This window comes from Lichenicoccus sp., from assembly GCF_965277665.1.
GTDB lineage: Bacteria > Pseudomonadota > Alphaproteobacteria > Acetobacterales > Acetobacteraceae > Lichenicoccus.
In genome coordinates, this window is record NZ_OZ255835.1 from 2,968,848 (window position 1) to 2,991,777 (window position 22,930).

Genomic DNA, 22,930 nt, shown 5'->3' on the forward strand with positions numbered 1-22,930 from the left:
CTTCGGCATTAACAGAAAATCAACGTCGCCCCGGTAGAACACCCCTGTCGCGGGCACCTGTCGCCTGTGGTCACAGCCACCGCCACCAGGGTGCCCGCGCATGTTCGGCTTGTTCTCCTCGAAGGCTGCCCGCGACAACGCCAGCAAGGCCGAATGGCTGACCTCGCTGTCCGGCCATTGCGGAGTGGGCCTGTGGGACGCGGTGCTGTTCGCGGGCGACGCGATGCATGCGCAGTCACGCTGGACCTGGTCGTCGGAATTCCGCCGGCTCTGCGGCTACACGACCGCGGCGGAGTTTCCCGATGTCGTGCGGTCCTGGTCGGACCGGCTGCATCCCGACGACGCGGCCCGCGTGTTCGCGACCTTCGGCGCCTCGCTCTCCACCGGCGCTGTCTATGACACGACCTACCGGCTGAAGGTGCGCGACGGCTCGTACCGCTGGTTCCGCGCCACCGGAGGCGTGCTGCTGGATGCCGGCGGCAAGCCGCGCCGGGCCTGCGGCTCCCTGGTCGATATCCACGAAGCGACCCAGGCGCAGGCAACCCAGCGGGTGGCGCGCGACGCCATGGCCGGCAGCTTCCAGGACAAGGTGGGCAGCCTGGTGTCCGGCTTGTCCTCGGCGGCACGCGGCCTCGAGGCCAGTGCCCGGACGATGACGGCGAGCGCATCGCAGGCCAATGCGCAGGCGGCCTCGATGACGGTCTCCTCGGAGGCGGCAAGCGTCGGCGTCTCGACGGTGGCGGCGGCGGCCGAGCAGCTGGCCGCCTCGATCGGCGAAATCAGCCGGCAGGTGGCGCAGTCCGCCCGCATCACCTCGCAGGCCGTGGGAGACGCCCAGCGTACCGACGTGATCGTGCGCGCGCTCTCCGAGGGCGCGCAGAAGATCGGCCAGGTCGTCGGCCTGATCACCAACATCGCCGGCCAGACCAACCTGCTGGCGCTCAACGCCACCATCGAGGCGGCGCGCGCGGGCGACGCCGGCAAGGGATTTGCCGTGGTCGCCTCCGAGGTCAAGAGCCTTGCCAACCAGACGGCGAAGGCGACCGAGGCGATCGGCACCCAGATCGCCCAGATCCAGACCGCGACGGAGGAGGCAGTGGTCGCGATACGCGGCATCCTGGCGACCATCGAGGAAGTCAGCGCCATTGCCGTCAGCATCTCGGCCGCGGTCGAGGAGCAGGGGGCGGCGACCGCCGAGATCGCCCGCAACGTGCAGCACACCGCGCAATCGGCGCGCGAGGTCTCCGCCACCATCGGCGGCGTGACCGAAGCGGCGACCCGCAGCGGCAACGCCGCGAACGAGGTGCTGACCTCGGCCGCCGACCTCTCGCGTCAGACCGGCCACCTGAACACCGAAATCGAGAGCTTCGTCGCCGAAATCAAAGCCGCCTGAAGCACCCGCCACGGTAAGGAAACCCGGCTCTCTTGCTGAGCAGGCCGGAGGCTGTTCGAGAACGCGCTGTGCCGCGGCAGAGGCGCGCAAGCGGCGCCCGTCGTGCCTGTCGAGAACCGGAGCGGAGCGGCCGTTTGGCCGTGAGCACCGGAAGCGCAGACAGGCGCGTCGGATTCCCGGCACAGTAGCGTTATCGGACAGCCGTTCAGTCGTCGTAGCGGACCAGGGCCGTGACCGGCACGCCAAGCTTGCTGCGGCCGTCCAGGAAGCCGAGCTCGATCAGCACCGCCGACGCCACAACCTCTGCGCCCACCTTCTGCAACAGCTTGATCGCGGCGGACAGCGTGCCGCCGGTCGCGAGCAGGTCATCGACCACGACCACACGCTGGCCCGGGACGACGGCATCCTCCTGGATGTGCAGGCTGTCGCTGCCGTATTCGAGCTCGTAGTTGAGCGAGACCGTCCGCCCCGGCAGCTTGCCCGGCTTGCGCAGCATCACGAAGCCGCAGCCGAGCTTGCTGGCGAGGGGGGCTGCAAGCAGGAAGCCGCGGCTCTCCACCCCGGCCAGCAGGTCCGGCCGCGCTGGGGCGACCGCCTTTGCCAGCCGTCCCATGGCGACCTGCCACGCATCGGCATTGCGCAGCAGCGTCGAGATATCGCGAAACATCACGCCCGGCTTGGGGAAGTCCGGAATGCTGCGGATATGCTGCTTGAGGTCCATCATGGCCTGGATACCCTGCGTTCGGAACAGCCGGGCCTCTACAGAGTATGCCTGCGGTGGGCAAGAGCCCGCCGGGACAGCAGCCGCGTCAGGCAGCCTCGCCGGTCCGGCTGCTCACGCCGATCATGTCGGCAACCATGGCCGCAAGCTGCGCGCGTCGGAACGGCTTGCCGAGCAGGGCCTGGCTCTCCTCTCCGGCGGCACCGTCTCCCGGCAGGCTGTCGGTCTCCGAATAGCCGGACATGAAGATCACCTGCAGGCGAGGATGCATGCCACGCGCCTCCCGCGCCAACTCACGGCCATCGACGGTCCCGGGCAGCACGATATCGGTCAGCAGCAGGTCGAGCGGATGGTCGCGCAGGGACAGGATCCGCAGCGCCGCGTCAGGATCCGCCGCCTCGCTGACCCGGTAGCCCAGCTCGCGCAGGATCTCGGCGGCGATCTCGCGCACGGCCGGATCGTCCTCCACGACCAGGATGCTGGGGTGGCGCGCCGGCTCGGGCGACGACGGGTGCATGCGCCTGGTCATCAGGCTGGGCGGATCGGCCCCGGGGAGTGCGCCGGCGACGGCGGCTGCGGCAACGGCAGCACTGGCGCGCGGCAGGTAGAGCGCCACCGTCGTGCCCTGGCCGGCCTGAGACCGGATCGAGACGGCGCCGCCCGACTGGCGGGCAAAGCCGAACACCATGGCGAGGCCGAGCCCGGTGCCGCGGCCCTCCGGCTTCGTGGTGAAGAACGGCTCGAAGGCACGCGCCAGGACATCGGGGCTCATGCCCTGGCCGGTGTCGGAGACCGCAACCCGGACAAAGTCGCCCGCATCGAGATCGATCTGGCGTGCCTGGTACGGCTCCAGAGCGACGTTCTCCGCCTTGATGACCAGCAACCCACCGCCGGGCATGGCGTCACGCGCATTCAGCGACAGGTTCAGCACCGCGCTCTCGAGTTGCGCCGCGTCCACTGTGGCTGGCCACAGGTCCGGCTGCACCACGAGGTCGATGCCGATGGCTTCCCCGATGGCCGGGCGCAGCAGCGACCTGAGGCCCGGCAGCGCCACGGACAGATCGACGGGAACCGGGGCAAGCGGCTCGCGACGGGCAAAGGCGAGCAACTGCCGGGTCAGCGCGGCGCCGCTCTCGGCCGCCTGCACGGCCCGCCTGACCTGCTCGGATGCGGTCCGCGAGCGCTCCGTGCCGGCACCGAGCAGGTCGTCCGGGAGCAGCTCCAGGCTGCCGAGGATAACCGTGAGCAGGTTGTTGAAATCATGCGCGATGCCGCCGGTGAGCTCGCCGACCGCCTGCATCTTCTGCGCGACCCGGAGCATGCGTTCGGCCTGGCTGCGCTCCGTCATGTCGGTCAGGGCGAGCACGAAGCCGCCCCCCGGCATCAAGGTGCGGCAGATATCGATATTGCGTTCGCCAAAGGGTCCAGCGGCCACGCTACCAGACCCCGCGCTCTTGCCGGGTCGTTGCGGCACCGTTCGTTCATAGACCACCGCAGGCCGCTCCCGGTCGGGCAGGTCGCGGCGGATGGCTTCCAGCGGCTCCAGGAAGCTGCCGCCGCCGGCACGCAGATGCGCTTCCAACGCGTCATAGGCCAGCCCCTGCTGCAGCAGTGCCGCCGGCAGATCCAGCATCTGCCGAAGCCGCATGTTCCAGTTCAGCAGCCGTCCGTCGGCACAGAACACCGCGACACCCTGGCTCAGGCTGTCCAGGCTGCCGCGCAGCTGCAGGGCTGCGGTGCGCTGCTCGGTTTCGGCGCGCACCAGGTGGCTCCAGGCCCGCCGCAGCATGATCCAGGTGACGAGCAGGCCGCCGACCCCGGTCAATGCCACCGCGGCAGCAATCCAGCGCACCGTCACGAAGCTCTCCGATGTCGAGTCCAGCAGGCGCTGGCGCTCGCTCTCGAGGCGCTCGCGGACCAGCCCGACCTGGTTCAGGACCTCCCGCGCCGGCGGCTGGCCGCGCATCGTGTGCTGCTCGAGCAGCAAAGCGGGCGCCATCCCGGAGGTGCGCAGCGCCGCCTCGCGCGCCAGCACGGCCTGGCGCCGGCCGACCAGAGAGACCAGCTCGTCGAGCGGCGCCGCGTCCGCATCCTCGCCGCGTGCGGCGGGTGCCCGCATGGGCTCGGCGAGCCGCGCCGTGATCACGTTGACCCTGAGGTCGGCGTTTCGGTACGTAATCATGTCAGGACCGGCACCGGCGACCAGATAGGCCTGCTCGGCGTGCTCGGACTCGCGCAGCCACTGGCCCAGATGATCGACCAGCCGCAGCCGGTTGGCGACGCGGGCCGTGGCGATACGCATGTGCTGCGTGACCACCGACTGCTGCCAGCCATAGATCGCAAGCGAGGCCAGCACCAGGATCAACGCGATCGGACTGAACCACTTCAGGCTCTGGATCAGCGTTCTGCGCATTCACCCTCCTGGGCGCCGAGGATGCGACCGGCCTGGCCCGGGATCTCGAGCCGTGGAGGCGACAGCATAACAAAACCGGTAGAACGCGGAAAGTTGTATTGACGAAATTACATGAAAGGCTTCGGCCTCTATACCAATCTCGGGCCGGAAGCTCGGAGACCGAGCCGGACCGGGCGTGGCCGGTAGAGGCTGGCGACCAGCATGCCCAGGCAGCCGAGCAGCATCATGGCAGCCATCGGCAGCATGGTCCGGTCGCTCATCAGCCCGATCACCAGGCCGGCCGCGGCGCCGAGCGCGTATTGCAGCGTGCCGATCAGCGCCGAGGCGGCTCCGGCATGGTGCGCGTGCCGCGCCAGGGCGCCGACCGTGCTGGTCGGGCCGGTCAGGCCGAGGGCAGCCAGGCACAGCATCACACAGAGCAGCACCGGCAGCTTGTGCGCCTCGTGCAGCAGGCCGAGGAGCAGCAGCAGCAGGCTGCCGGCCACCGCGACCAGGATGGCGCCGCCCAGAACCCGGCGTGCGCCAAAGCGCTGCACCAGTGGCCCGTTCAGCTGCGAGGCGGAGATCATCGCCATCGCGTTCAGCCCGAACAGCATGCCGAACTGCGGCGGCGTCAGGCCGAACAGGCGGATGAACACGACGGGCGCCGCGCCGAGATAGGTGAAGCACACGAAGGCGCCGGCGGCATTCACCATCGCATGGCTGATGAAGCTGCGCTCCCGGATCAACCCGAGCGTGTGGCTGAACATCGAGATCGGCGAGAGCGAGATGCGGCGGTCGCGCGGCAGCGTCTCGGGCAGCATGCGATGGACCAGCAGCATGCAGAACAGGCCGTAGAGCGCGGACGCCCAGAAGATCGAGCGCCAGGAGGCGACGGTGAGCACCAAACCGCCGAGGGTGGGCGCCAGCACCGGCACGACGCCCATGATCAGGATCAGGCGCGAGATCATGCGCGCCGCCAGATGCCCGTCCGACAGGTCGCGCACGCAGGCGCCGGGCACCACCAGGCTGGCCGAGGCGCCGAGGGCGGCCAGCAGCCGGAAGGCGGAGAAGCTCCAGATCCCCGGCGCCAGTGCGCAGCCGATGGTGGCGAGCGTATAGATCGCGGTGCCGACCAGCAGCGGGCCTCGCCGCCCGAAGCGGTCGGACAGCGCCCCCTGCCAGAACTGGCCGAAGGCAAGGCCGACGAACCAGATCGCCAGCGTCGCCTGCGCCGAGCCCGGGCCGCCGCCGAGGTCGGCCTGCATGGCCGGGAACGCCGGCAGATAGATGTCGGTGGAGACCGGTCCGACCGCGACCAGGATGCCGAGCAGGGCGGCGACCAGGCTGGTGCGGCCGTTCGTGGTGTCGAGCGGCCGGGTCCGCGCAAGGCGCGCAAGCATCGGCGGCGCGGCCGAAAGGAAGATGGCCATGGCAACATCCGGAAAGGGACGTGGCCTGATATGGCATGGCCCGGGCGACTTCGCTAGGAAAATGCTGCAGTGCGGAAAAAGAGATAGAGGCCCACTAAGCCGGACGCCACGAACAGGCCGAGGCCGAGCAGCAGCTGGGCCCCGTGGCCGATTCCCACCCCCGCGCCGAGCAGCCCGAAGATGACGGTCTGCGGCAGGCTGCCCAGCAGCGTCGCCGCCAGGAACGGCCAGACGCGCACGCCGAGGATGCCGGAGAACAGGCTGACCATCAGGCTGCTGCCGACCGGAAGCAGCCGCAGCGTCAGGATCGCGCTGAACGGGTTGGCCGCGATGAAGCCATCCAGCCGCGCCAGCCGGCCGTGCCGCATCCGGCGCCGCACCCAGTCGCGCCCGACGGCGCGCGCCCAGAACAGGTCGGCGAGACATCCCGCCAGGGTGGCCACGGTGGTGAGCAGCGTGCCCCAGACCAGGCCATAGGCGAAGCCGCCGGCGAAGCCCACCGCCTGCCGCGGCAAGCCGACCGCGCAGACCAGGGTCCCGATCCCCAGGAAGACCAGCCGGCCCTCGAGCCCGCGCTGCAGCACGCCGCCCTGCAGCATGGCGTGGTTCAGGCCGGGCAGGGCTCGCAGCAGCACGCCGGCGGCGAGCAGCCCGCACAGCAGCAGGGCCGCCTTGAGCAGCGAGCGGACAACGCCGCTCGCGACGGGCGGCGCGGTGCCGTCAGAGAGGATGGCGCCGGTCGCTCCGCACTTCGTGCTCTCGATATTGGCCATGCCGCGCGGTAGCATCATGCGACCACGGGCGACAAGGCGACCGCCGTCCCCCTTTACACTATGGCACGCGCCAGCAATCGCGCCGCGTCGCCGCCGAGGCAAAAATCCGATGGCTTCAGACGCGCTGCTGCTTCGAGACGGTCGGCTGGCAGCGAGGCGGGCCGCGGCACCTGCCCCGCTGGCCAGGCGCAACCCGCATTTGGTGTCGCTCTGGCTGTTCACCCTGTGCGGCATGCTGCTGGTGATGATCGCGCTCGGCGGCGCCACCCGGCTCACCGGCTCCGGCCTGTCGATCATGGAATGGCGGCCGGTCACCGGGATCATCCCGCCGCTGACCCATGCCCAATGGGAGCACGAGTTCGCGCTGTACCGGACCATCCCGCAATATCGCATCCTGCATGACGGCTTCGGGCTGGCCGGCTTCCAGCGGATCTTCTGGCTGGAGTGGATCCACCGGTTCTGCGGCCGGCTGATCGGGCTGGTGCTGTTCGTGCCGCTGCTGGTGTTCGCCCTGAACGGCACCATCGGCGCGCGCCTGGTCACCCGGCTGGCGCTGCTGTTCGTGCTCGGCGGCCTGCAGGGCGCCATCGGCTGGTTCATGGTCGCGTCCGGCTTCGATCCTGACAGCATCCGCGTCGCACCCGTGCGCCTGGTGCTGCACCTGTGCTTCGCGTTTGCGCTCTATGCCGCGATCCTGTGGACCGCGCTCAGCGTGCGTACCCCGCAGCCGCTGCCGCTCGCACCCGGCCGCGGGATCGCCTGGACCCGTGACCTGGCCTGCCTGGCGGCGGCTTTGGTCGTGCTCACCATCGTCGCCGGCGGCTTCACCGCCGGCACGCATGCCGGCTTCATCTTCAACACCTATCCGGACATGGACGGCCACCTGCTGCCGCCGCACTACGCCAGGCTGCTGCCGTTCTGGCGCAACCTGACCGAGAACCTGGCGACCGTGCAGTTCGACCATCGCGCACTGGCGACCCTGTCGGTCATCGCGGTCGGGCTGACGCTGCTGGTCGGGTTGCGCTCGTGCAAGCACAAACCGGCCCGTGACGCGCTGATGCTGCTGGGCTGGGGCGCACTCGCGCAGTACGCGCTCGGCGTCACCACGCTCCTGCTGGTGATCCCGGTCTGGGCCGGGACCCTGCACCAGACCTTTGCCGCACTCCTGCTGACGCTGCTGATCGTCGTGCTGCACCGTTTGCGCGGCGCACGCCGCGCCTGAAGCCGCTGAACCCGGACGCCCGCGCCCGCGTGGCGGCGATCGGTCATCGCGGGTTCGCCGCCCTGTTCTGCTGCCAGTTGCTGGCGGCCTTCAACGACAACGTGCTGCGCAACGCCCTGGTGGTGACCGTCCTGTGGGGCGGCGCGACCGGGCAGCGCAGCGGCGGCATGTTCGTCACCTTGGCCGGCGCCTGCTTCGTGCTGCCCTACCTGGTGCTGTCGGGACTGGGCGGTGCGCTGGCCGACAAGCTCGACAAGGCGCTGCTGGCGGAGCGTCTGAAGCGCTGGGAACTGGCAGTGGCAGCCGTCGCTGCCGTCGGCCTGCTGCTGCACAACCTGCCGCTGCTGTTTGTCGCCCTGCTCGGCTTCGGGGCGATCGCGGCGCTGTTCGCCCCGCTGAAATACGCGATCCTGCCCGAGTTGCTCGACCGGCCGCATCTGCCACTCGGCAACGCGCTGATCGAAGGCGCCACCTTCCTCGCGATCCTGGCCGGCGGCCTGTGCGGCACCCTGGTCACTGCGACCCGGGACAGCGGTATTGCGGCCACGCTGCCCATCGTCACCCTGGTGCTGGCAGCGTCCCTGTTCTGCTGGCTCGCCGCGCGCGCCATCCCGGCCTTGCCCGCGGCGCTGCCGGATCTCGCAGTGCCGCGCCGCCCCCTCGGCAGCTCGTTGGCGTTGCTCGGCGGCCTTCGCCGCGAGCCGGGCCTCTGGCGCGCCAGCCTGTACGCCGCCTGGTTCTGGCTGACCGGCACGCTGGTGCTCGCCATGCTGCCGGTCGTCGTGCACGACACGCTCGCAGGTGGCACCGCCGTCGCGTCACTCGCGCTGCTGGCGTTCTCGCTCGGCATCGGCGGCGGCACGCTGCTCGGAGCGCGGCTCGTGCGTCGGCGTCCGGGACTTTCTCTCTGCCGGCCGGCGACCGTCGCGATGGGACTGCTGCTGCTCGACCTCGCAAGGCGAAACCGCGGGCTGAGCCTCGCCCTGTCGGGCACCGGCATCGTCGTCGCCTGCAGCGAGTTGATGCTGCTCGCCGCCGCCGCCGGGCTGCTGGTCGTGCCGGCGATGACCATGATTCAGGTTTGGTCTCCCGTCCTCCACCGCGCGCGCCATGTCGGCGGCGGCAACGTGCTGTCGGCGCTGGCCATGCTCATCGGCACCGGCCTCGCCACCCTTGGCCAAGCGCTCGGGCTGTCGGCGCTGGACATCCTGGGACTGCTCGGTGCCGCCTGCCTGCCGGCCGGCCTGCTGATGTCGCCCGGCCCCGATCAGCACCTGTTTCCTACGGCTCAGGCGGCTATATCTACGAACAGAATTCCGTCCAGGAGCCTGCCCCTTCATGAACGCGCTCACGCCCCTGGTCGCGACCGACCAGCTTTTCTTCGATCGCCCCGGCTCCCAGCTCGATCGCGAGGTGGCCGGGCGGCTGCTCGCCGGCGCCCTGGAGGGCACCGATGACGGCGAGCTGTTCCTGGAATATCGCGAAAGCGAGATGATCTCGCTCGATGACCGGGTGATCCGGTCGGCGAGCTTCGACACCTCGACCGGCTTCGGCCTGCGCGCGGTGCTGGGCGACGAGAGCGCCTACGCGCATGCCGACGAACTCAGCGAGAGCGCCCTCGCCCGCGCCGGCGCCACCGTCCGGATGGTGCGCGCCGGCCGCAGCGGCACCGTCGCCGAGACGCCGCGGGCCACCAATTCGCGGCTCTATTCCGACGCCAATCCGCTGCACGAGGCGCAGTTCGCCGAGCGCGCCGCCCTGCTGTCCGAGATCGACGCCTATGCGCGCGGCACCGACAGCCGCGTGGTGCAGGTCTCGGCCTCGCTCGCCGCCGAGTGGCAGGCGGTGCAGATCATGCGCGCCGATGGCCATCGCGTCGCCGACCTGCGGCCGCTGGTGCGCCTCAATGTCAGTGTCGTGGTGGAGAAGGATGGCCGGCGGGAGAGCGGCAGCTATGGCCTCGGCGGCCGCTTCGCCTATTCCAGGATCCTCAACGAGGCCTCCTGGAAGCACGCCGTCGACGAGGCGCTGCGCGGCGCGCTGGTCAATCTCGACAGCCGCCCGGCGCCGGCCGGCGAGATGGAGGTGGTGCTCGGCAATGGCTGGCCCGGCATCCTGCTGCACGAGGCGGTCGGACATGGGCTGGAAGGCGACTTCAACCGCAAGGGCAGCTCCGCCTTTGCCGGGCTGCTCGGCAAGCGCGTCGCCTCCCCTGGCGTGACCGTGGTCGATGACGGCACCATCGAAGGCAGGCGTGGCAGCCTGACCGTGGATGACGAGGGCACCCCCACCAGCCGCACCGTGATGATCGAGGACGGCATCCTCACCGGCTTCATCCAGGACCGCATGAACGCGCGCCTGATGGGCGTCGCCGCCACCGGCAACGGCCGCCGCCAGTCCTATGCGCACGCGCCGATGCCGCGCATGACCAACACGGTGATGCTGGCCGGCGCGCACAGCCCGGACGAGATGATCCGCTCGGTGAAGCGCGGCCTCTACGCCGTCAACTTCGGCGGCGGCCAGGTCGACATCACCTCGGGCAAGTTCGTGTTCTCCGCCAGCGAGGCGTACCTGATCGAGGACGGCCGGGTCACCGCGCCGGTGCGCGGCGCGACCCTGATCGGCAACGGGCCAGACGCGATGACCAAGGTCAGCATGATCGGCAACGACCTGGCACTCGATCCCGGCATCGGCACCTGCGGCAAGAACGGCCAGGGGGTTCCGGTCGGCGTCGGCCAGCCGACGCTGAAGCTGGCCGGGCTGACCGTGGGCGGAACCGCCGGCTGACGCTTGTCCGGCGCAGTCTCGCAATCGTGAAACTTCCGCAAAGGCCGGGTTCGGCCTAATAAGATCATCATGTCGCACGCCCTCCCCGTGGCCCGGCCCGCATCTCGCGGCCGGAGCCTCACCCATGGCCGGATGCCGCTATGGATGATCCTGCTGCTCGGGGCCTTGAGCGCCGTCGGCCCGCTCTCCACCGACATGTACTTGCCGGCCTTCCCGACGCTGGATGCCGCCTTCGGCAGCGGCGCCGGCTCCGCGCAGATCACGCTGGCCGCGTGGTTCGCAGGCCTTGCGGTCGGGCAGTTCACCCAGGGGCCGTTCTCGGACCGACTCGGCAGGCGCCTGCCGCTGCTGGTCGGCATGAGCATCTACACGGTCGGCTCCGCCGGCTGCGCCCTGTCGCACGATTTGTGGAGCTTCACCGCCTGGCGCTTCGTGGCGGCGCTGGGCGGCTCGTCGGGCATGGTGATCCCGCGCGCGGTGGTGCGCGACGTCGCCACCGGCCCGCAGGGCGCGCGCATCATGTCGCAGCTCATGCTGGTGCTGGGCGTGGTGCCGATCCTGGCGCCGACCCTGGGCGGGCTGGTGCTGAGCGTCGCGTCGTGGCGCTGGATCTTCTGGATCGCGACCGTCTATGGGGTGATCAGCATCACCGCCGTCGGCGCCTGCCTGCCGGACACGCTGCCGGTCGAGCAGCGGCTTCGTCTGCCGGCGATCGAGGTGCTGCAGCGCTACGTCACCATCGTGCGCGACCGCTCGTTCCTGTCGAACAGCTGCATCTGCGGCTTCGCGACCTTCACCATCTTCGCGTATCTATCCGGCGCGCCGGTCGCCTTCGAGCGCATCCTGCATTTCTCGCCGGCCGGCTTCGGCGTGATGTTCGGCATCAACGCCGCCTGCTACATCCTGTGCACCCAGATCAACGCGCATATCGTGCATCGCGTCGGCGTCGGGCCGCTGCTCGATTTCGGCATCTGGCTGCTGTCGGCGGCGGCGATCGTGTTCCTGGCCCTGGCGCTGACCGGCATCGCCGGCGCCGGCCGGCCCGTCGCGTTCGTGTCGGTGCCGATCGCGATCCTGATGGCGTCGATGGGGTTCATCAGCCCGAACGCGGGCATGTTCGCGCTGGCCAGCCACGCGCGGCATGCCGGCAGCGCATCGGCTTTGCTCGGCACGCTGCAGTTCAGCCTGGGCTCGGTCAGCGGCATCGCCATGGGCCTGCTCGCGGCCAACAGCCTGCTGCCGATGGCCGCGGTGATCTGCTGCGGCGCCATCGGCATCAACTTCGCCAACGCCAGCCGAAAGCGGCTGCCGGTCTCATCGTAGGATGCAAGGTCGCTTGATCGCCGCTTGATGCTCCCGATGTCAGAACGCGGTGTTCAACTGGAGAAAGCTTCTTCAACCAAACACCGTATCGGAGACACACCCGTGTCGATCAAGGCCCTTTCGGCCTGACGATCCTGGCGCATGGGTTCCGCGCGACCGGCGCATTCTCGCAAATGGTCCTTTCGTTGCCGATCGCAGTGCTGGCCTCCACGGTGTGCGGCATCGCTGCCAGAACCGCCGGTAGGCAATGCGGCGGCCCGTTGCCATCCATTCGAAGAGCGAGATCAACGGCCGTCACGCCGACGAACAGTTCATAGTCCACCCCTTCCCGCGCTCCAGGCTTGCCGTAGCGTGAGGCGGGGCTGCTCAACAACGCGCACATTGGTCCGAACCGGCTCGGATGGTCGAGCAGCGTGTCGTGCAGACGTTTCTCTTCCACGTAGGGCTGATCTGGCCTCAGATAGCGGGCATTGCCCATGGTCGTGGCTTCGCCTTCGTCGATGATTTCGAAGATGTGGTTGAGCCTGATGACGGATGTACACGCAGGCGTCACGCATCCGTGCTTCCGTATCTGGAGGACCGCCAGATTGATTGCGTCGCTAGTGGGCAAGAGCGCGTCGAGGCCTGGCGATGTTCCGCCCCAACAAGCCTGCGCGGGTTCCGCTGAACCGAGTAGACAGACCAAAAGAAAGGTTCCGAGCTTAGACTTATCGGACAGGGCTATTATTCCTCGGACGATAGAACTTGAACGCCGCTTCTGGAACGTCCTTCACTGGCTCCGCCGTAAAGGTTCTCGTCCAGACCGGCCGGTAATTTTCAATTGGTCTCCCCTCTGCATCCTTAACGCCGGGCACACTTTCCAGTCCGCCGCCAACATCCACACCTTTGAGTTCTTTATCTTTCGTCGTTGGCATCGCCTGCGGCGAGTAGAAATGCGTTGAGCCGTTGGTCAGGTCCGGTGTCGTGCCAGCAAGGATAGAACGGGCGATCGCTTCGGCATGCGCCAGATCGGATCCGCTTGGCCGCCCGTCGTGGGTATAGCCCCGCCAGGCCTCATCGACCTGCCTCACGCTGTTTCGGCTCATGCGGTTACGCACTGTCCATCCGACCGCGGACATTGCCGCATCGCCGACAGCGCGCGCCTCCGTCCAGATCACCGACGCCAGTTCCCGCACGTTGCGGTCCTCAGCGCCCTCCCTGGATCTCGATCGAGATCGGGATGCGGATCCAGCCGGGTGGGAGCTGATCCGGCAACGGCTCCTGCGACGCATCGCCGTGTGTCGTCGTGGCGCTCATGGTGAAACGGAGCCGGTTTCCGTCCAAGACGTCGCTCCTGCGGGATCGCATTTGACCTTAGGCCGTCCCAGGCTGGACGGCAGATGAAATCCAGACCGGCGATCCTGAGGCCGCCATCCCTCCGCAACGCCGTTTGTGACCGCGGGCATGTCAGGGCAAGGTATAGCGCGCGAACCAACCGACAGAAATCGTTCCAGCGGGATGCCCCAGGCCAGACTTGACGAGAATGCGTCCCCGCCGGTCCAGCTGCTGTCGCATCCCGGCCTGGCCCTGCTGCTGCTCAGCCGTGGCGGCTCGGCGCTCGGCTACCAGATGCAGGCGGTCGCGGTCGGCTGGCAGATCTACGCCCTGACCCATCGCGCGTTTTCGCTCGGACTGCTCGGGCTGGCGCAGTTCATGCCGATGGTGCTGCTGATCTTTGCCGCCGGCCACGTCGCCGACCGGTTCGACCGCAGGCGGGTGGCGGCACTCTGCCAGGGCGTCGAGGCGTGCGGCGCCGCGACGCTGGCCACCGGCTCGCTGCTGCATGTCCTGTCGCCCGGCCTGATCTACGCGGTGGTGGCGCTGCTCGGCGCCGCGCGCGCCTTCGAGGGTCCGTGCATGCAGGCGATGCTGCCCTCGCTGGTGCCCGCCGCCTTGTTCCCGCGCGCGGCAGCGCTGTCGTCCTCGATGCTGCAGACCTGCACCATCATCGGGCCGTCGCTCGGCGGATTGCTGTACGGCCTCGGCGCTCCGGTGCCGTACATCGTCTGCACGTCCATGTTCGTCCTCGCGGCCTGCATGAACGGGCTGGTGCGGATGCAGAGCGCGCCACGGCCGGCGCGCAAGGTCGATCTCGACGCGGTGTTCGGCGGCCTGCGCTTCATACGCGCCAACCCGGAGATCCTCGGCGCCATCTCGCTCGACCTGTTCGCGGTGCTGCTCGGCGGCGCCACCGCACTGCTGCCGGTCTATGCGCACGACATCCTGCATGCCGGGCCGGTGGCACTCGGCCTGTTGCGCGCCGCACCCGCCATCGGCGCGCTCGCGGTGTCGCTGGTCCTGGCGAAGCGCCCGATCGGCGGACGCGCCGGCCGGATGATGTTCGGCGCCGTGGCGCTGTTCGGCGTCGCCACGATCCTGTTCGGCGTGTCGCGCTCGCTGCCGCTGTCGATCCTGTGCCTGGCCGTGCTCGGGGGCGCCGACGTGGTCAGCGTGGTGGTCCGCTCCAGCCTGGTGCAGCTGCGCACGCCCGAGGAGATGCGCGGCCGGGTGTCGGCGGTGAACATGCTGTTCATCGGCACCTCGAACCAGCTCGGTGAATTCGAGAGCGGCACGCTGGCGGCGCTGATCGGGGCGATGCCGGCGGTGGTCCTCGGAGGCGTCGGGACCTTGCTGGTGACGCTGCTATGGATGAAGCTGTTCCCGACGCTGCGCCGGCTCGACCGGCTGGAGGCGTCATGAGTATGGCCGGAGCCTGATCATGCAGCACGCGATCGACCTGATCCTCGGCCTGGCCCTGACGCTGTTCCACCTGATCATCACCGCCATTGCCGTCATCGAGAGCGTGCTGCGCGACGTGCTGGCCCCGATGGGCCTTAGCCACGGCGCCGAGAACGCCATCCTGCTGGTGTTCGCGGTGCTGCTGATCGTGGCGGCGATCCGCATCTTCGGCGGCCTGTTCGCCCTGCTGCTGACCATCGTGCTGGTGCTGATGGTCCTGCACATCCTGCTGCCTGGGCTGGGCGCGCAGCACGTCTGACCGGGACTGCGCCTAAGAGACCGTTTGATAAGGCTACTATGCCGGCAATCCCCCGCTTTTCTGGCCGACGCAGCTTTCTGCGCTTCCGGTGCTCATGGCCCGCTCCGGTTCTCGAAAGCCACGCCGGGCGTGCCGCGGTGCGGCACTCTCGCTCGGCATAGCGCATTCGCAAACGGTCTAAGGCGCTTCAGTGATCAGCGGTGTCTTGCGCAGCCACTCGTCAGAGCTCACCTGGCGGACGGCAAATCGTGCCACGTCGGCACGCGAAATCTTGCCGCCATGCATGCCGGCGAGGTCGGTCACTGCGCGCACCCGCCCGGTGGCCGGGGTGTCGGTCAGCACCGTCGGTCGCAGGATCACCCAGTCCAGGCCGCTCGCGCGGATCGCGTCCTCCTGGCGATCCTTGTCCTGGTAGATCGTGCGCAGCAGCAACGGCTGGAACAGCCGGTCATAGAGGAAGCCGCCATGCCCACGGCTGTCGCCGGCGCCCATGCCGGTGATGCAGACGAGCCGGCGGACTCCGGACTGCGTCATCGCGGAAATCAGCACGCGCGTCGCGGCCGAGAGAAGGGTGACCGCCCGGAAGGGGCTGAGTCCGACACCCAGGGAGCAGATCACCGCGTCGCAGCCATCGAGCGTGGAGCGCACCGCCGCCTCGTCGAGAGCATTGCCTTCGACCAGTTGCGCTCCTGCCAGCCCTTCGGCTTTCGCCTTCGAGCGCACCAGGGCGACGATGGCGTGACCCGCGGCCAGCCCCTCGCGAACGATCTGGCGCCCGGTGCCTCCGGTTGCGCCGAGTATGAGCATCCGCATGCAACGCCTCCCATCGAATGACCGGCCTCCGGGTGGATCATGCCTGAATGCCGCTCTCGACCATAATTGGACCTTCGCAGTGCCAAGAGGCTCGGCCGGGAGCGGGCGAACGAGATGTCCGGCCAGGAGCGATGTTCCCCACGGAGCGGACGTCCCCCCACAAAGCGGATGTCCCTGTATTCCTTGGCTTCTCCGATCGGCGGCCCCTGTCGCTTTGGCTCCACCCCCTTGGCTTGAGGACGCGATCCAGCCGAAGCTGTCGAACGCGCGAACGATCCTCATGATTGCCTGCAGGGCGGACGCCGACAGCGACTGGAGCAGACGACATGATCCGCCTGATGCTCCTGCTTCTTGGCGCGAAACCCCTTCGAAAATGCTGGTGGGTGCTCGTTCTGCTGGGTTGCCTCAGCGTGCTGGCGAGCCTGGTGTTCATCAACGACCTCTTCGACAGCGCGATCATCGCCACAACCGACCTGGTCGGCATCGCTCTCGTCGTCGAGGGTGTTGTTCGTCTCCTGGCATTGGCTGCAATCGGCTTTCCCAACGCCACCATCCCCGTCTTGAAGTCGCTTGGATTTTTCGCACTCGGGTTCATCTCGATTGACCTGCCCTGGGATGACAACATCGTCGCGACCGTTGTGTTGGGTGCGGCCCTGACGATGGACGGGTTGTTCCGCTTCGTCTCGGCCGCAGTGATCCGCTCCGTGCGGTGGCGCCACGCGGTGCTGGTCGGGGTGATCGAGCTGCTGGTGGCAGGCCTCGTCTGGGCGCCATGGCCGGTGCCGCACCGGCACAGTGTTCCGTTCTGCATCGGGGTCGCGTTGCTGGCGGCATCGTGGAGCCTGTGCAGGCTTGGGCTGCAGCTTCGGGGCCTTCCTCCGGGAGCCTCCGTCACCGACCTGCCGCTCTTCTCCGGGCCGAACTGGCATGGACGAGGGTTGTTGCATGCCTCGCAGGCCGAGGTCGGCTGCTGGATCAACGACCAGCCGCTGCGGGTACATGTCTGGACCCCGGTCGGATCGGCGGTGAAGCCGCAGCGACGCCTGATGATCGACCGCTACATCGCCGCGATGGACCAGGGCGGGGTCATCTCCACGGGTCACGCAGCGCTGTCGATCTCGCCTGACATCTATGTCAGCCTCTGCCCGGCCGAAGACATGGATCACGCACCGGACGAATTCGGCCGTCTGCTGCGGGCGAGTGCCGAGAACGACGTGCCGGGCCGCTTCCGGTCGTCCTTCGCGGAGGAGTGCACCGGCTGGCGCGGGCCCGACCGGGAGGTGCCGTTCACCCGGTACAACGCCGCCGCCTTGCGCGCCTTCCTGGCGATCTACCGGGAGACGCCGGTCTATAACCTGACCAGCCGCAACTGCTCATCGACCGTGGCCCTCTCGCTCGACGCAGCAATGGAAGGCGCGCTTGGACAGGAACGTCCCTGGCGCAGCCTGCTGCTCATGCTGACCGATCCTGCCATGTGGCTGCTGGCGTTGTGGCGTGCGCGAGCCGAGGCCATGACGTGGACGCCAGGGCTGATCCTCGACTACGCGCAGACGCTGCAGCACGTTCTGGATCGCCGGCGAGAGCAATGGTTCACACGCCTGCTGAGCACCCGACGCCGCTTCCTGGATCGTCGCCGGGCGCAGAGCGCCTAAAGCAGCCCGACCCGGTCGAGCCTTCCAACCACGGCATCCCTGATCGCGACCGCGCTGATCTTCGGATTGACCTATGGGCTGAGCGCTCCGCTGCTGGCGTTGAGCCTCACGGCAATGGGCCATGGCAAGGGTTTCATCGGGATCAACGCCGCGATGCACGCGGTCGGGGTGCTGGCCATGGCGCCGTTGTTGCCGGGCCTGAGCTGGCGCAGCGGTCCCAAATTGCCGATCGCGTGCGCGCTGCTGGTTGCGGCCGGTGCCCTGGCGCTGTTCCCGATCATGCCGTCGATCTGGCTCTGGTTCCCGCTCCGGCTGGCACTCGGTGCAGCCTCCGAGACCCTGTTCGTGATGTCCGAAACCTGGCTGAACCAGCTCAGCGACGAGCGTCACCGGACGCGCACGATGGCGTCCTACACCGCCGCCCTCTCACTCGGGTTCGCACTCGGCCCGGTGATCCTGACGCTGACCGGCACAAGCGGAGCATTGCCCTTCCTGGTCGGCAGCGTCATTGCGCTGGCGGCACTGTTGTCGATCGCCATGCCCTGGGTACGCACACCTGTCTTCGAACGCCCCGCGCACCCGAACATGCTGCGCTACCTGTCCCTGGCCCCGGTGGCGCTGGGGGCGGTGCTGTTGAATGCGGCGCTGGAGACGTCGGGCATGTCGTTCCTGCGGTTGTACGCGATGCGCGCCGGTTGGGCGGAACGACCCGCAACGCTGCTGCTTTCGATGTTGCTGCTGGGCGTAATTCTTCTGCAGCTCCCGATCGGTTGGCTGGGCGACCGGGTCGACCGCCGCCGGCTGGTGATAGGGCTGGGTTTATGTTCGACCCTAGGGGCGCTGATCTGGCCGCTGGTGATCGACCGGCCGCTCCTCGCCTACCCGCTGCTGTTCGTCTGGGGCGGCCTGTTCGTCGGCATCTACACGGTGATGATGTCGCTGATCGGCAGCCGGTTTCGCGGCGGCGACCTGGTATCGGTCTACGCTGTGATGTCGATCGCCTGGGGTCTCGGGGCGTTCATCGGGCCCGGCACCGCCGGCTTCGCCATGGATATCACGCCTCACGGGCTCCCGATCTTTGCAGCCATCGCCTGCGCGCTGTTCACGATGCTGGCGATTGCCCGACCTCGTGCAACCTGAGGCCCGCCGGTGCGTGTCCCGCGCCGAAGGCGTCCGTTGGAGATCATGAATCGCCGTCCGGGTTGAACATCGCCACCAGGTCCGACAGGTGCCCCAACTCGTGCAGGTTCATCCCCTCCGGCGCCACCAGCCGCTGGCCGCCGCGGGCAATCCGACGGGGCAGGATGGCCTGCTCGAAACCGAGCTTCTGCGCCTCCTTGAGGCGGCTCTCCGCCTGCGACACCTGCCGGATCTCCCCGGACAGCCCGACCTCGCCGAAATAGACCGAGCCGGCACTGGTCGGCTGGCCGGTCGCGGCCGAGACCAGGGCGGCGGCGACCGCGAGATCGGCGGCCGGCTCGCCGATGCGCAGGCCGCCGGCAACGTTGAGGAAAACATCCGAACCAGACAGCTTCAGGCCGCAGCGCGTTTCCAGCACGGCGAGCAGCATCGACAGGCGCGCGCCGTCCCAGCCGATCACGGCGCGGCGCGGCGAGGAGCCGCTGTTCGGCGACAGCAGCGCCTGGATTTCCAGCAGCACCGGACGGGTGCCCTCGAGGCCGGCGAACACCGCCGAGCCCGCGATGTTGCCGCGGCGCTCGGCGAGGAACAGCGCGGACGGGTTGGGCACCTCGGCCAGGCCGCGATCGGTCATCGCAAACACGCCGATCTCGTCGGTGGCGCCGTAGCGGTTTTTGGCGGCACGCAGGATGCGGAACTGGTGGCCGCGATCGCCTTCGAAATACATCACCGCATCGACCATGTGCTCCAGCACGCGCGGTCCGGCGAGTGCCCCTTCCTTGGTCACGTGCCCGACCAGCACCAATCCGAAGCCGCGCTGCTTGGCGAGCCGGATCAGCTCGAAGGCGCAGGCGCGCACCTGGCTGACGGTTCCAGGCGCGCTGTCGATGGTGTCCAGCCACATGGTCTGGATGCTGTCGATCACCACTAGGGCGGTGTCGCGCTCGGCTTGCAGGCTGGCGACGATCTCGGTCACGTTGATCGCGGCGGCCAGTTCGAGCAGCGGCGCGGTCAGCCCGAGTCGGCGGGCGCGCAGCCGCAACTGGTCGACCGCCTCCTCGCCGGAGATGTAGAGCACGCGGCGCCCGGCGACCTCCCGGGCCATGCTGGCCGCCGCCTGCAGCAGCAGGGTGGATTTGCCGATGCCCGGATCGCCGCCGACCAGCACCACCGAAGCGGGCACCAGGCCGCCGCCGAGGACACGATCGAGTTCCGCGATTCCGGTGCTGATCCGCGGCGGTGGCTCGGCCTCGCCCTCTAGGCCGACGAACGCGATGAGGCCCGCGCGCGGCTTGCCGATGCGCGAGGCGGTGGCACGCGGCTCGACGGCCTCCTCGACGATGGTGTTCCACTCGCCGCAGGCCTCGCAGCGGCCGGTCCATTTCGGATACGCCGCGCCGCAGCTCTGGCAGACGAACCGCGCGGCGCGCTTTGCCATGCCGTCAGGCACCCCGCTTCAGCGTCGCAATTCCATGGCAATCGGGCCTTCCCGGCGGCCATGCGTGAACTGGTCCACCAGCGGATTGCCGCTCTCGAGCAGCGACGCCGCCGGTCCCTGCCAGACCAGCTTGCCGCGATACAGCATCGCCGCCGCGTCGCCGATCCGGGACGCCGACGCCATGTCGTGGGTGATGGCGATCGCGGTGCTGCCGAGCGTCTTCACGCAGTCCACGATCAGCCCGTCGATGACGGCGCCCATGATCGGATCGAGCCCGGTGGTCGGCTCGTCGAAGAACAGGATCTCCGGCTGTGCCGCGATCGCGCGCGCCAGGCCGACCCGCTTCTGCATGCCGCCGGACAGCTCGGACGGCGACATCAGCCCGACGCTGGGATCGAGCCCGACCTGGCGCAGCACCTCGGCCGCCTTGTCGCGCGCCGCGCGCCGGCTGGCCTGGCGCCGGGCGAGCAACCCGAACGCCACGTTCTCCCAGACCGGCAGGCTGTCGAACAGCGCACCGTTCTGGAACAGCATGCCGATGCGCCGGTTCACCGCCTCCCGCTCGCGCCGGCGCAGCGCCAGCACGTCCACGCCGTCGATCTCGATGGTCCCGGCATCCGGCTCGACCAGCCCGAGGATGCAGCGCAGCAGCACCGACTTGCCGCTGCCCGAGCCGCCGATCACCACGGTCGAGGTTCCGGCGGCGACGTCGAGATCGATCCCGTCCAGCACCTGCTTGGACCCGAAGGCCTTGCACAACCCCCGTATCCGGAGCTTCGGCGTGCCCGCTCCGCTCATCGCGACCAGCTCATCGCGAGAAAAACATCTCGGTCAGCATGTAGTCGAAGGCCAGCACCAGGATCGAGGCGGCCACCACTGAGGCGGTGGTCGCGGAGCCGACGCCCTGCGCGCCGCCGCGGCTGTGGTAGCCGTTATAGCAGCCCATCAGCGCGATCAGGAACCCGAACACCGCCGCCTTGACCAGCCCGACATTCACGTCCATCGGCTGCATCACGCTGAAGGTATTGGCGATGTAGGCGTTCGGGCTGAAGCCCAGCTTCACCACCGAGACGATGAAGCCGCCCAGCACGCCGAGGATGTCGGCGACCACCACCAGCAGCGGCAGGGCCAGCGTGCCGGCCAGCAGACGCGGCGTGACCAGGTATTTCATCGGGTTGGTCGACAGCGTGCCCAGCGCATCGATCTGGTCGGTGACCCGCATGGTGCCGATCTCGGCGGCCATCGCCGAGCCGACGCGGCCGGCGACGATCAGCCCGGCCAGCACCGGGCCCAGCTCGCGCACCACGGAGAGCACGACGATGCCGGCGATGGCGCTCTGCGCGTTGTAGCGGGCAAAGCCGGTATAGGATTGCAGCGCGATCACGCCGCCCGAGAACAGGGCGGTCAGCGCCACCACCGGGAGCGAGAAGAACGCGAACTCGATGAAGGCGGCGAGGAAGGCGCGCCAGTAGAACGGCGGCCGGAACAGGTGCGAGATCGCGGCGACCGCGAACAACGCCAGCGAGCCGGCCGACCGGACGAAGCCGAGCACGATCGATCCGAGCGAGGCGACCAGAGACAGCACGCTGCTCACGCTTCAGGGCAGCCCCAGGCGACCCGGGAACGCTTCACCGGGCATGATCGGGCGGATCATGCTCCGGCTGATCCTTGCGACATCGGGTGGTTCGTCAAAGCCGGCTCGACCATGCGGACGGCCTATAGCCCGATCACGCCACGGCCGAAACCCCGGCGGCTAGCGATCGCCGTAGCCCTGCGGATGCGCCTCGCGCCAGGCCAAGGCGGTGGCGACGATCTCGTCCAGCCGCTCGAATCGGGGCGCCCAGCCGGTCTCGCGTCGCAGCCGCTCGCTCATGGCGACCAGCCGCGATGGATCGCCGGGCCGGCGCGCGCCGATCCGGTGCGGCACCGGCCGGCCGCTGACCCGCTCGACGCTGCGGATCACCTCCAGCACCGAATGCCCGTGCCCGCTGCCCAGGTTGTAGGTGACGCTGCGCGCATCCAGCTGCTCCAGCGCCAGCAGATGCGCGGATGCGAGATCGCTCACATGCACGTAGTCGCGGATGCAGGTGCCGTCCGGCGTGTCGTAGTCGCCGCCGTTGATCGCCACCGCCGCGCGCCGGCCCAGCGCCGCATCGATCACCAGGGGGATCAGGTGCGTCTCGGGCGTGTGGTCCTCGCCGGCACGGCCCCGCGGATCGGCGCCGGCGGCGTTGAAGTAGCGCAGGCAGGCGCTGCGCATGCCGTGGATGCGATCCGCCCACAGCAACGCGCGCTCCAGCATCGCCTTGCTCTCGCCGTACGGCGAGCCGGGTTCGACTGGCGCATCCTCGGTGATGACCTGCTCGCCCGGACGGCCGAACAGCGCCGCCGTCGAGGACAGCACGAAGCGGCGCACGCCGTGGCGGATGCAGGCGTCGATCAGGCGGATGCCCAGGCCGGTATTCGCCATGAAATAGTGCATCGGCCGCACCATGCTGTCGCCGACCAGAGAGAGCGCCGCGAAATGCAGCACCCCGTCCCAGGGACCGTCCGACAGCACCCGTTCGACCACGGCCGCGTCGGCCAGGCTGCCCCGCACCAGGGTCACGCCGTCCGGGACAGCGCGCGCATGTCCCAGCGACAGGTCGTCGAGCACCGTCACCGCATCACCACGATCCGCCAGCGCCAGCACCGCGTGGCTGCCGACATAGCCGGCACCGCCGGTCACCAGGTATCGCCCGCCATCCGCCATCGCTCTCTGCCTCGCTTCAGCTTCCATCGCGTTCCGCCTCGCTTCCGCTCTGGC

The 22,930-nt window shown here is 69.0% G+C and carries 20 protein-coding genes; 9 read left to right on the forward strand and 11 right to left on the reverse strand.

Annotated features, from left to right (window positions below):
• The first annotated feature begins 100 nt into the window (after positions 1-100).
• The gene (locus tag ACQY4O_RS13830) at positions 101-1,393 is read left to right on the forward strand and encodes a methyl-accepting chemotaxis protein (protein ID WP_428376938.1); all 1,293 of its coding nucleotides are present in this window, start codon (positions 101-103) and stop codon (positions 1,391-1,393) included.
• Positions 1,394-1,598: 205 nt separating this feature from the next.
• On the opposite strand, the gene ACQY4O_RS13835 is transcribed toward ACQY4O_RS13830, so the two are convergent.
• The 4 genes from ACQY4O_RS13835 to ACQY4O_RS13850 form a co-directional block, all read right to left on the reverse strand.
• Positions 1,599-2,114, reverse strand: a complete 516-nt coding sequence (locus tag ACQY4O_RS13835) for an adenine phosphoribosyltransferase (RefSeq protein ID WP_428378200.1) — start codon at positions 2,112-2,114, stop codon at positions 1,599-1,601.
• 88 nt (positions 2,115-2,202) lie between these two features.
• The gene (locus ACQY4O_RS13840; protein WP_428376939.1) at positions 2,203-4,527 is read right to left on the reverse strand and encodes an ATP-binding protein; all 2,325 of its coding nucleotides are present in this window, start codon (positions 4,525-4,527) and stop codon (positions 2,203-2,205) included.
• Between the two features lie 128 nt (positions 4,528-4,655).
• Complete coding sequence (locus tag ACQY4O_RS13845) at positions 4,656-5,909, reverse strand: multidrug effflux MFS transporter (RefSeq protein ID WP_428378201.1); 1,254 nt, start codon at positions 5,907-5,909, stop codon at positions 4,656-4,658.
• 83 nt (positions 5,910-5,992) lie between these two features.
• On the reverse strand, positions 5,993-6,730 hold the full coding sequence (locus tag ACQY4O_RS13850) for a TVP38/TMEM64 family protein (protein ID WP_428376940.1): 738 nt from the start codon (positions 6,728-6,730) through the stop codon (positions 5,993-5,995).
• 214 nt (positions 6,731-6,944) lie between these two features.
• Between ACQY4O_RS13850 and ACQY4O_RS13855 the strand changes: the two genes are divergently transcribed.
• The 4 genes from ACQY4O_RS13855 (at position 6,945) to ACQY4O_RS13870 (ending at position 12,044) form a co-directional block, all read left to right on the forward strand.
• The gene (locus tag ACQY4O_RS13855) at positions 6,945-7,934 is read left to right on the forward strand and encodes a COX15/CtaA family protein (RefSeq protein WP_428378202.1); all 990 of its coding nucleotides are present in this window, start codon (positions 6,945-6,947) and stop codon (positions 7,932-7,934) included.
• Between the two features lie 29 nt (positions 7,935-7,963).
• Positions 7,964-9,391, forward strand: coding sequence for an MFS transporter (locus ACQY4O_RS13860; RefSeq protein WP_428376941.1), 1,428 nt, complete (start codon positions 7,964-7,966; stop codon positions 9,389-9,391).
• The gene (tldD, locus tag ACQY4O_RS13865; RefSeq protein ID WP_428376942.1) at positions 9,273-10,721 is read left to right on the forward strand and encodes a metalloprotease TldD; all 1,449 of its coding nucleotides are present in this window, start codon (positions 9,273-9,275) and stop codon (positions 10,719-10,721) included. Before ACQY4O_RS13860 ends, tldD begins: the two co-directional genes overlap by 119 nt.
• Positions 10,722-10,865: 144 nt before the next feature.
• Positions 10,866-12,044 carry a multidrug effflux MFS transporter gene (locus ACQY4O_RS13870; RefSeq protein ID WP_428376943.1) on the forward strand — a complete coding sequence of 393 codons (1,179 nt, stop codon included), beginning with the start codon at positions 10,866-10,868 and terminating at the stop codon, positions 12,042-12,044.
• A 109-nt stretch (positions 12,045-12,153) separates the two neighbouring features.
• Here the strand turns inward: ACQY4O_RS13870 and ACQY4O_RS13875 are convergent, their stop codons facing one another.
• Both ACQY4O_RS13875 and ACQY4O_RS13880 read right to left on the reverse strand, forming a co-directional pair.
• Complete coding sequence (locus ACQY4O_RS13875) at positions 12,154-12,597, reverse strand: hypothetical protein (RefSeq protein ID WP_428376944.1); 444 nt, start codon at positions 12,595-12,597, stop codon at positions 12,154-12,156.
• 154 nt (positions 12,598-12,751) lie between these two features.
• Entirely contained in the window at positions 12,752-13,219 is a 468-nt protein-coding gene (locus tag ACQY4O_RS13880) for a hypothetical protein (RefSeq protein WP_428376945.1), read from the reverse strand.
• 322 nt (positions 13,220-13,541) lie between these two features.
• On the opposite strand from ACQY4O_RS13880, the gene ACQY4O_RS13885 reads away from it, so the two are divergent.
• Both ACQY4O_RS13885 and ACQY4O_RS13890 read left to right on the forward strand, forming a co-directional pair.
• A complete protein-coding gene (locus tag ACQY4O_RS13885; RefSeq protein ID WP_428376946.1) occupies positions 13,542-14,783 on the forward strand; it encodes an MFS transporter in 1,242 nt (413 codons plus the stop codon).
• A 19-nt stretch (positions 14,784-14,802) separates the two neighbouring features.
• Entirely contained in the window at positions 14,803-15,081 is a 279-nt protein-coding gene (locus tag ACQY4O_RS13890; protein WP_428376947.1) for a hypothetical protein, read from the forward strand.
• A 177-nt stretch (positions 15,082-15,258) separates the two neighbouring features.
• On the opposite strand, the gene ACQY4O_RS13895 is transcribed toward ACQY4O_RS13890, so the two are convergent.
• Complete coding sequence (locus ACQY4O_RS13895; protein ID WP_428376948.1) at positions 15,259-15,894, reverse strand: NAD(P)-dependent oxidoreductase; 636 nt, start codon at positions 15,892-15,894, stop codon at positions 15,259-15,261.
• Positions 15,895-16,232: 338 nt separating this feature from the next.
• Here ACQY4O_RS13895 and ACQY4O_RS13900 point away from each other — a divergent pair, with 338 nt between their 5' ends.
• Both ACQY4O_RS13900 and ACQY4O_RS13905 read left to right on the forward strand, forming a co-directional pair.
• Positions 16,233-17,546, forward strand: a complete 1,314-nt coding sequence (locus ACQY4O_RS13900) for an HdeD family acid-resistance protein (RefSeq protein WP_428376949.1) — start codon at positions 16,233-16,235, stop codon at positions 17,544-17,546.
• A gap of 54 nt (positions 17,547-17,600) precedes the next feature.
• Positions 17,601-18,686 carry an MFS transporter gene (locus ACQY4O_RS13905; RefSeq protein WP_428378203.1) on the forward strand — a complete coding sequence of 362 codons (1,086 nt, stop codon included), beginning with the start codon at positions 17,601-17,603 and terminating at the stop codon, positions 18,684-18,686.
• A 43-nt stretch (positions 18,687-18,729) separates the two neighbouring features.
• Here ACQY4O_RS13905 and radA read toward each other — a convergent pair whose 3' ends face one another.
• From radA to galE, 4 genes are all read right to left on the reverse strand, one after another.
• On the reverse strand, positions 18,730-20,124 hold the full coding sequence (gene radA, locus ACQY4O_RS13910; protein ID WP_428376950.1) for a DNA repair protein RadA: 1,395 nt from the start codon (positions 20,122-20,124) through the stop codon (positions 18,730-18,732).
• Positions 20,125-20,142: 18 nt separating this feature from the next.
• A complete protein-coding gene (locus ACQY4O_RS13915) occupies positions 20,143-20,922 on the reverse strand; it encodes an ABC transporter ATP-binding protein (protein WP_428376951.1) in 780 nt (259 codons plus the stop codon).
• Positions 20,923-20,932: 10 nt separating this feature from the next.
• On the reverse strand, positions 20,933-21,718 hold the full coding sequence (locus ACQY4O_RS13920; RefSeq protein WP_428376952.1) for an MlaE family ABC transporter permease: 786 nt from the start codon (positions 21,716-21,718) through the stop codon (positions 20,933-20,935).
• A 159-nt stretch (positions 21,719-21,877) separates the two neighbouring features.
• Positions 21,878-22,876, reverse strand: coding sequence for a UDP-glucose 4-epimerase GalE (gene galE, locus ACQY4O_RS13925; RefSeq protein ID WP_428376953.1), 999 nt, complete (start codon positions 22,874-22,876; stop codon positions 21,878-21,880).
• Between the last annotated feature and the right edge of the window lie 54 nt (positions 22,877-22,930).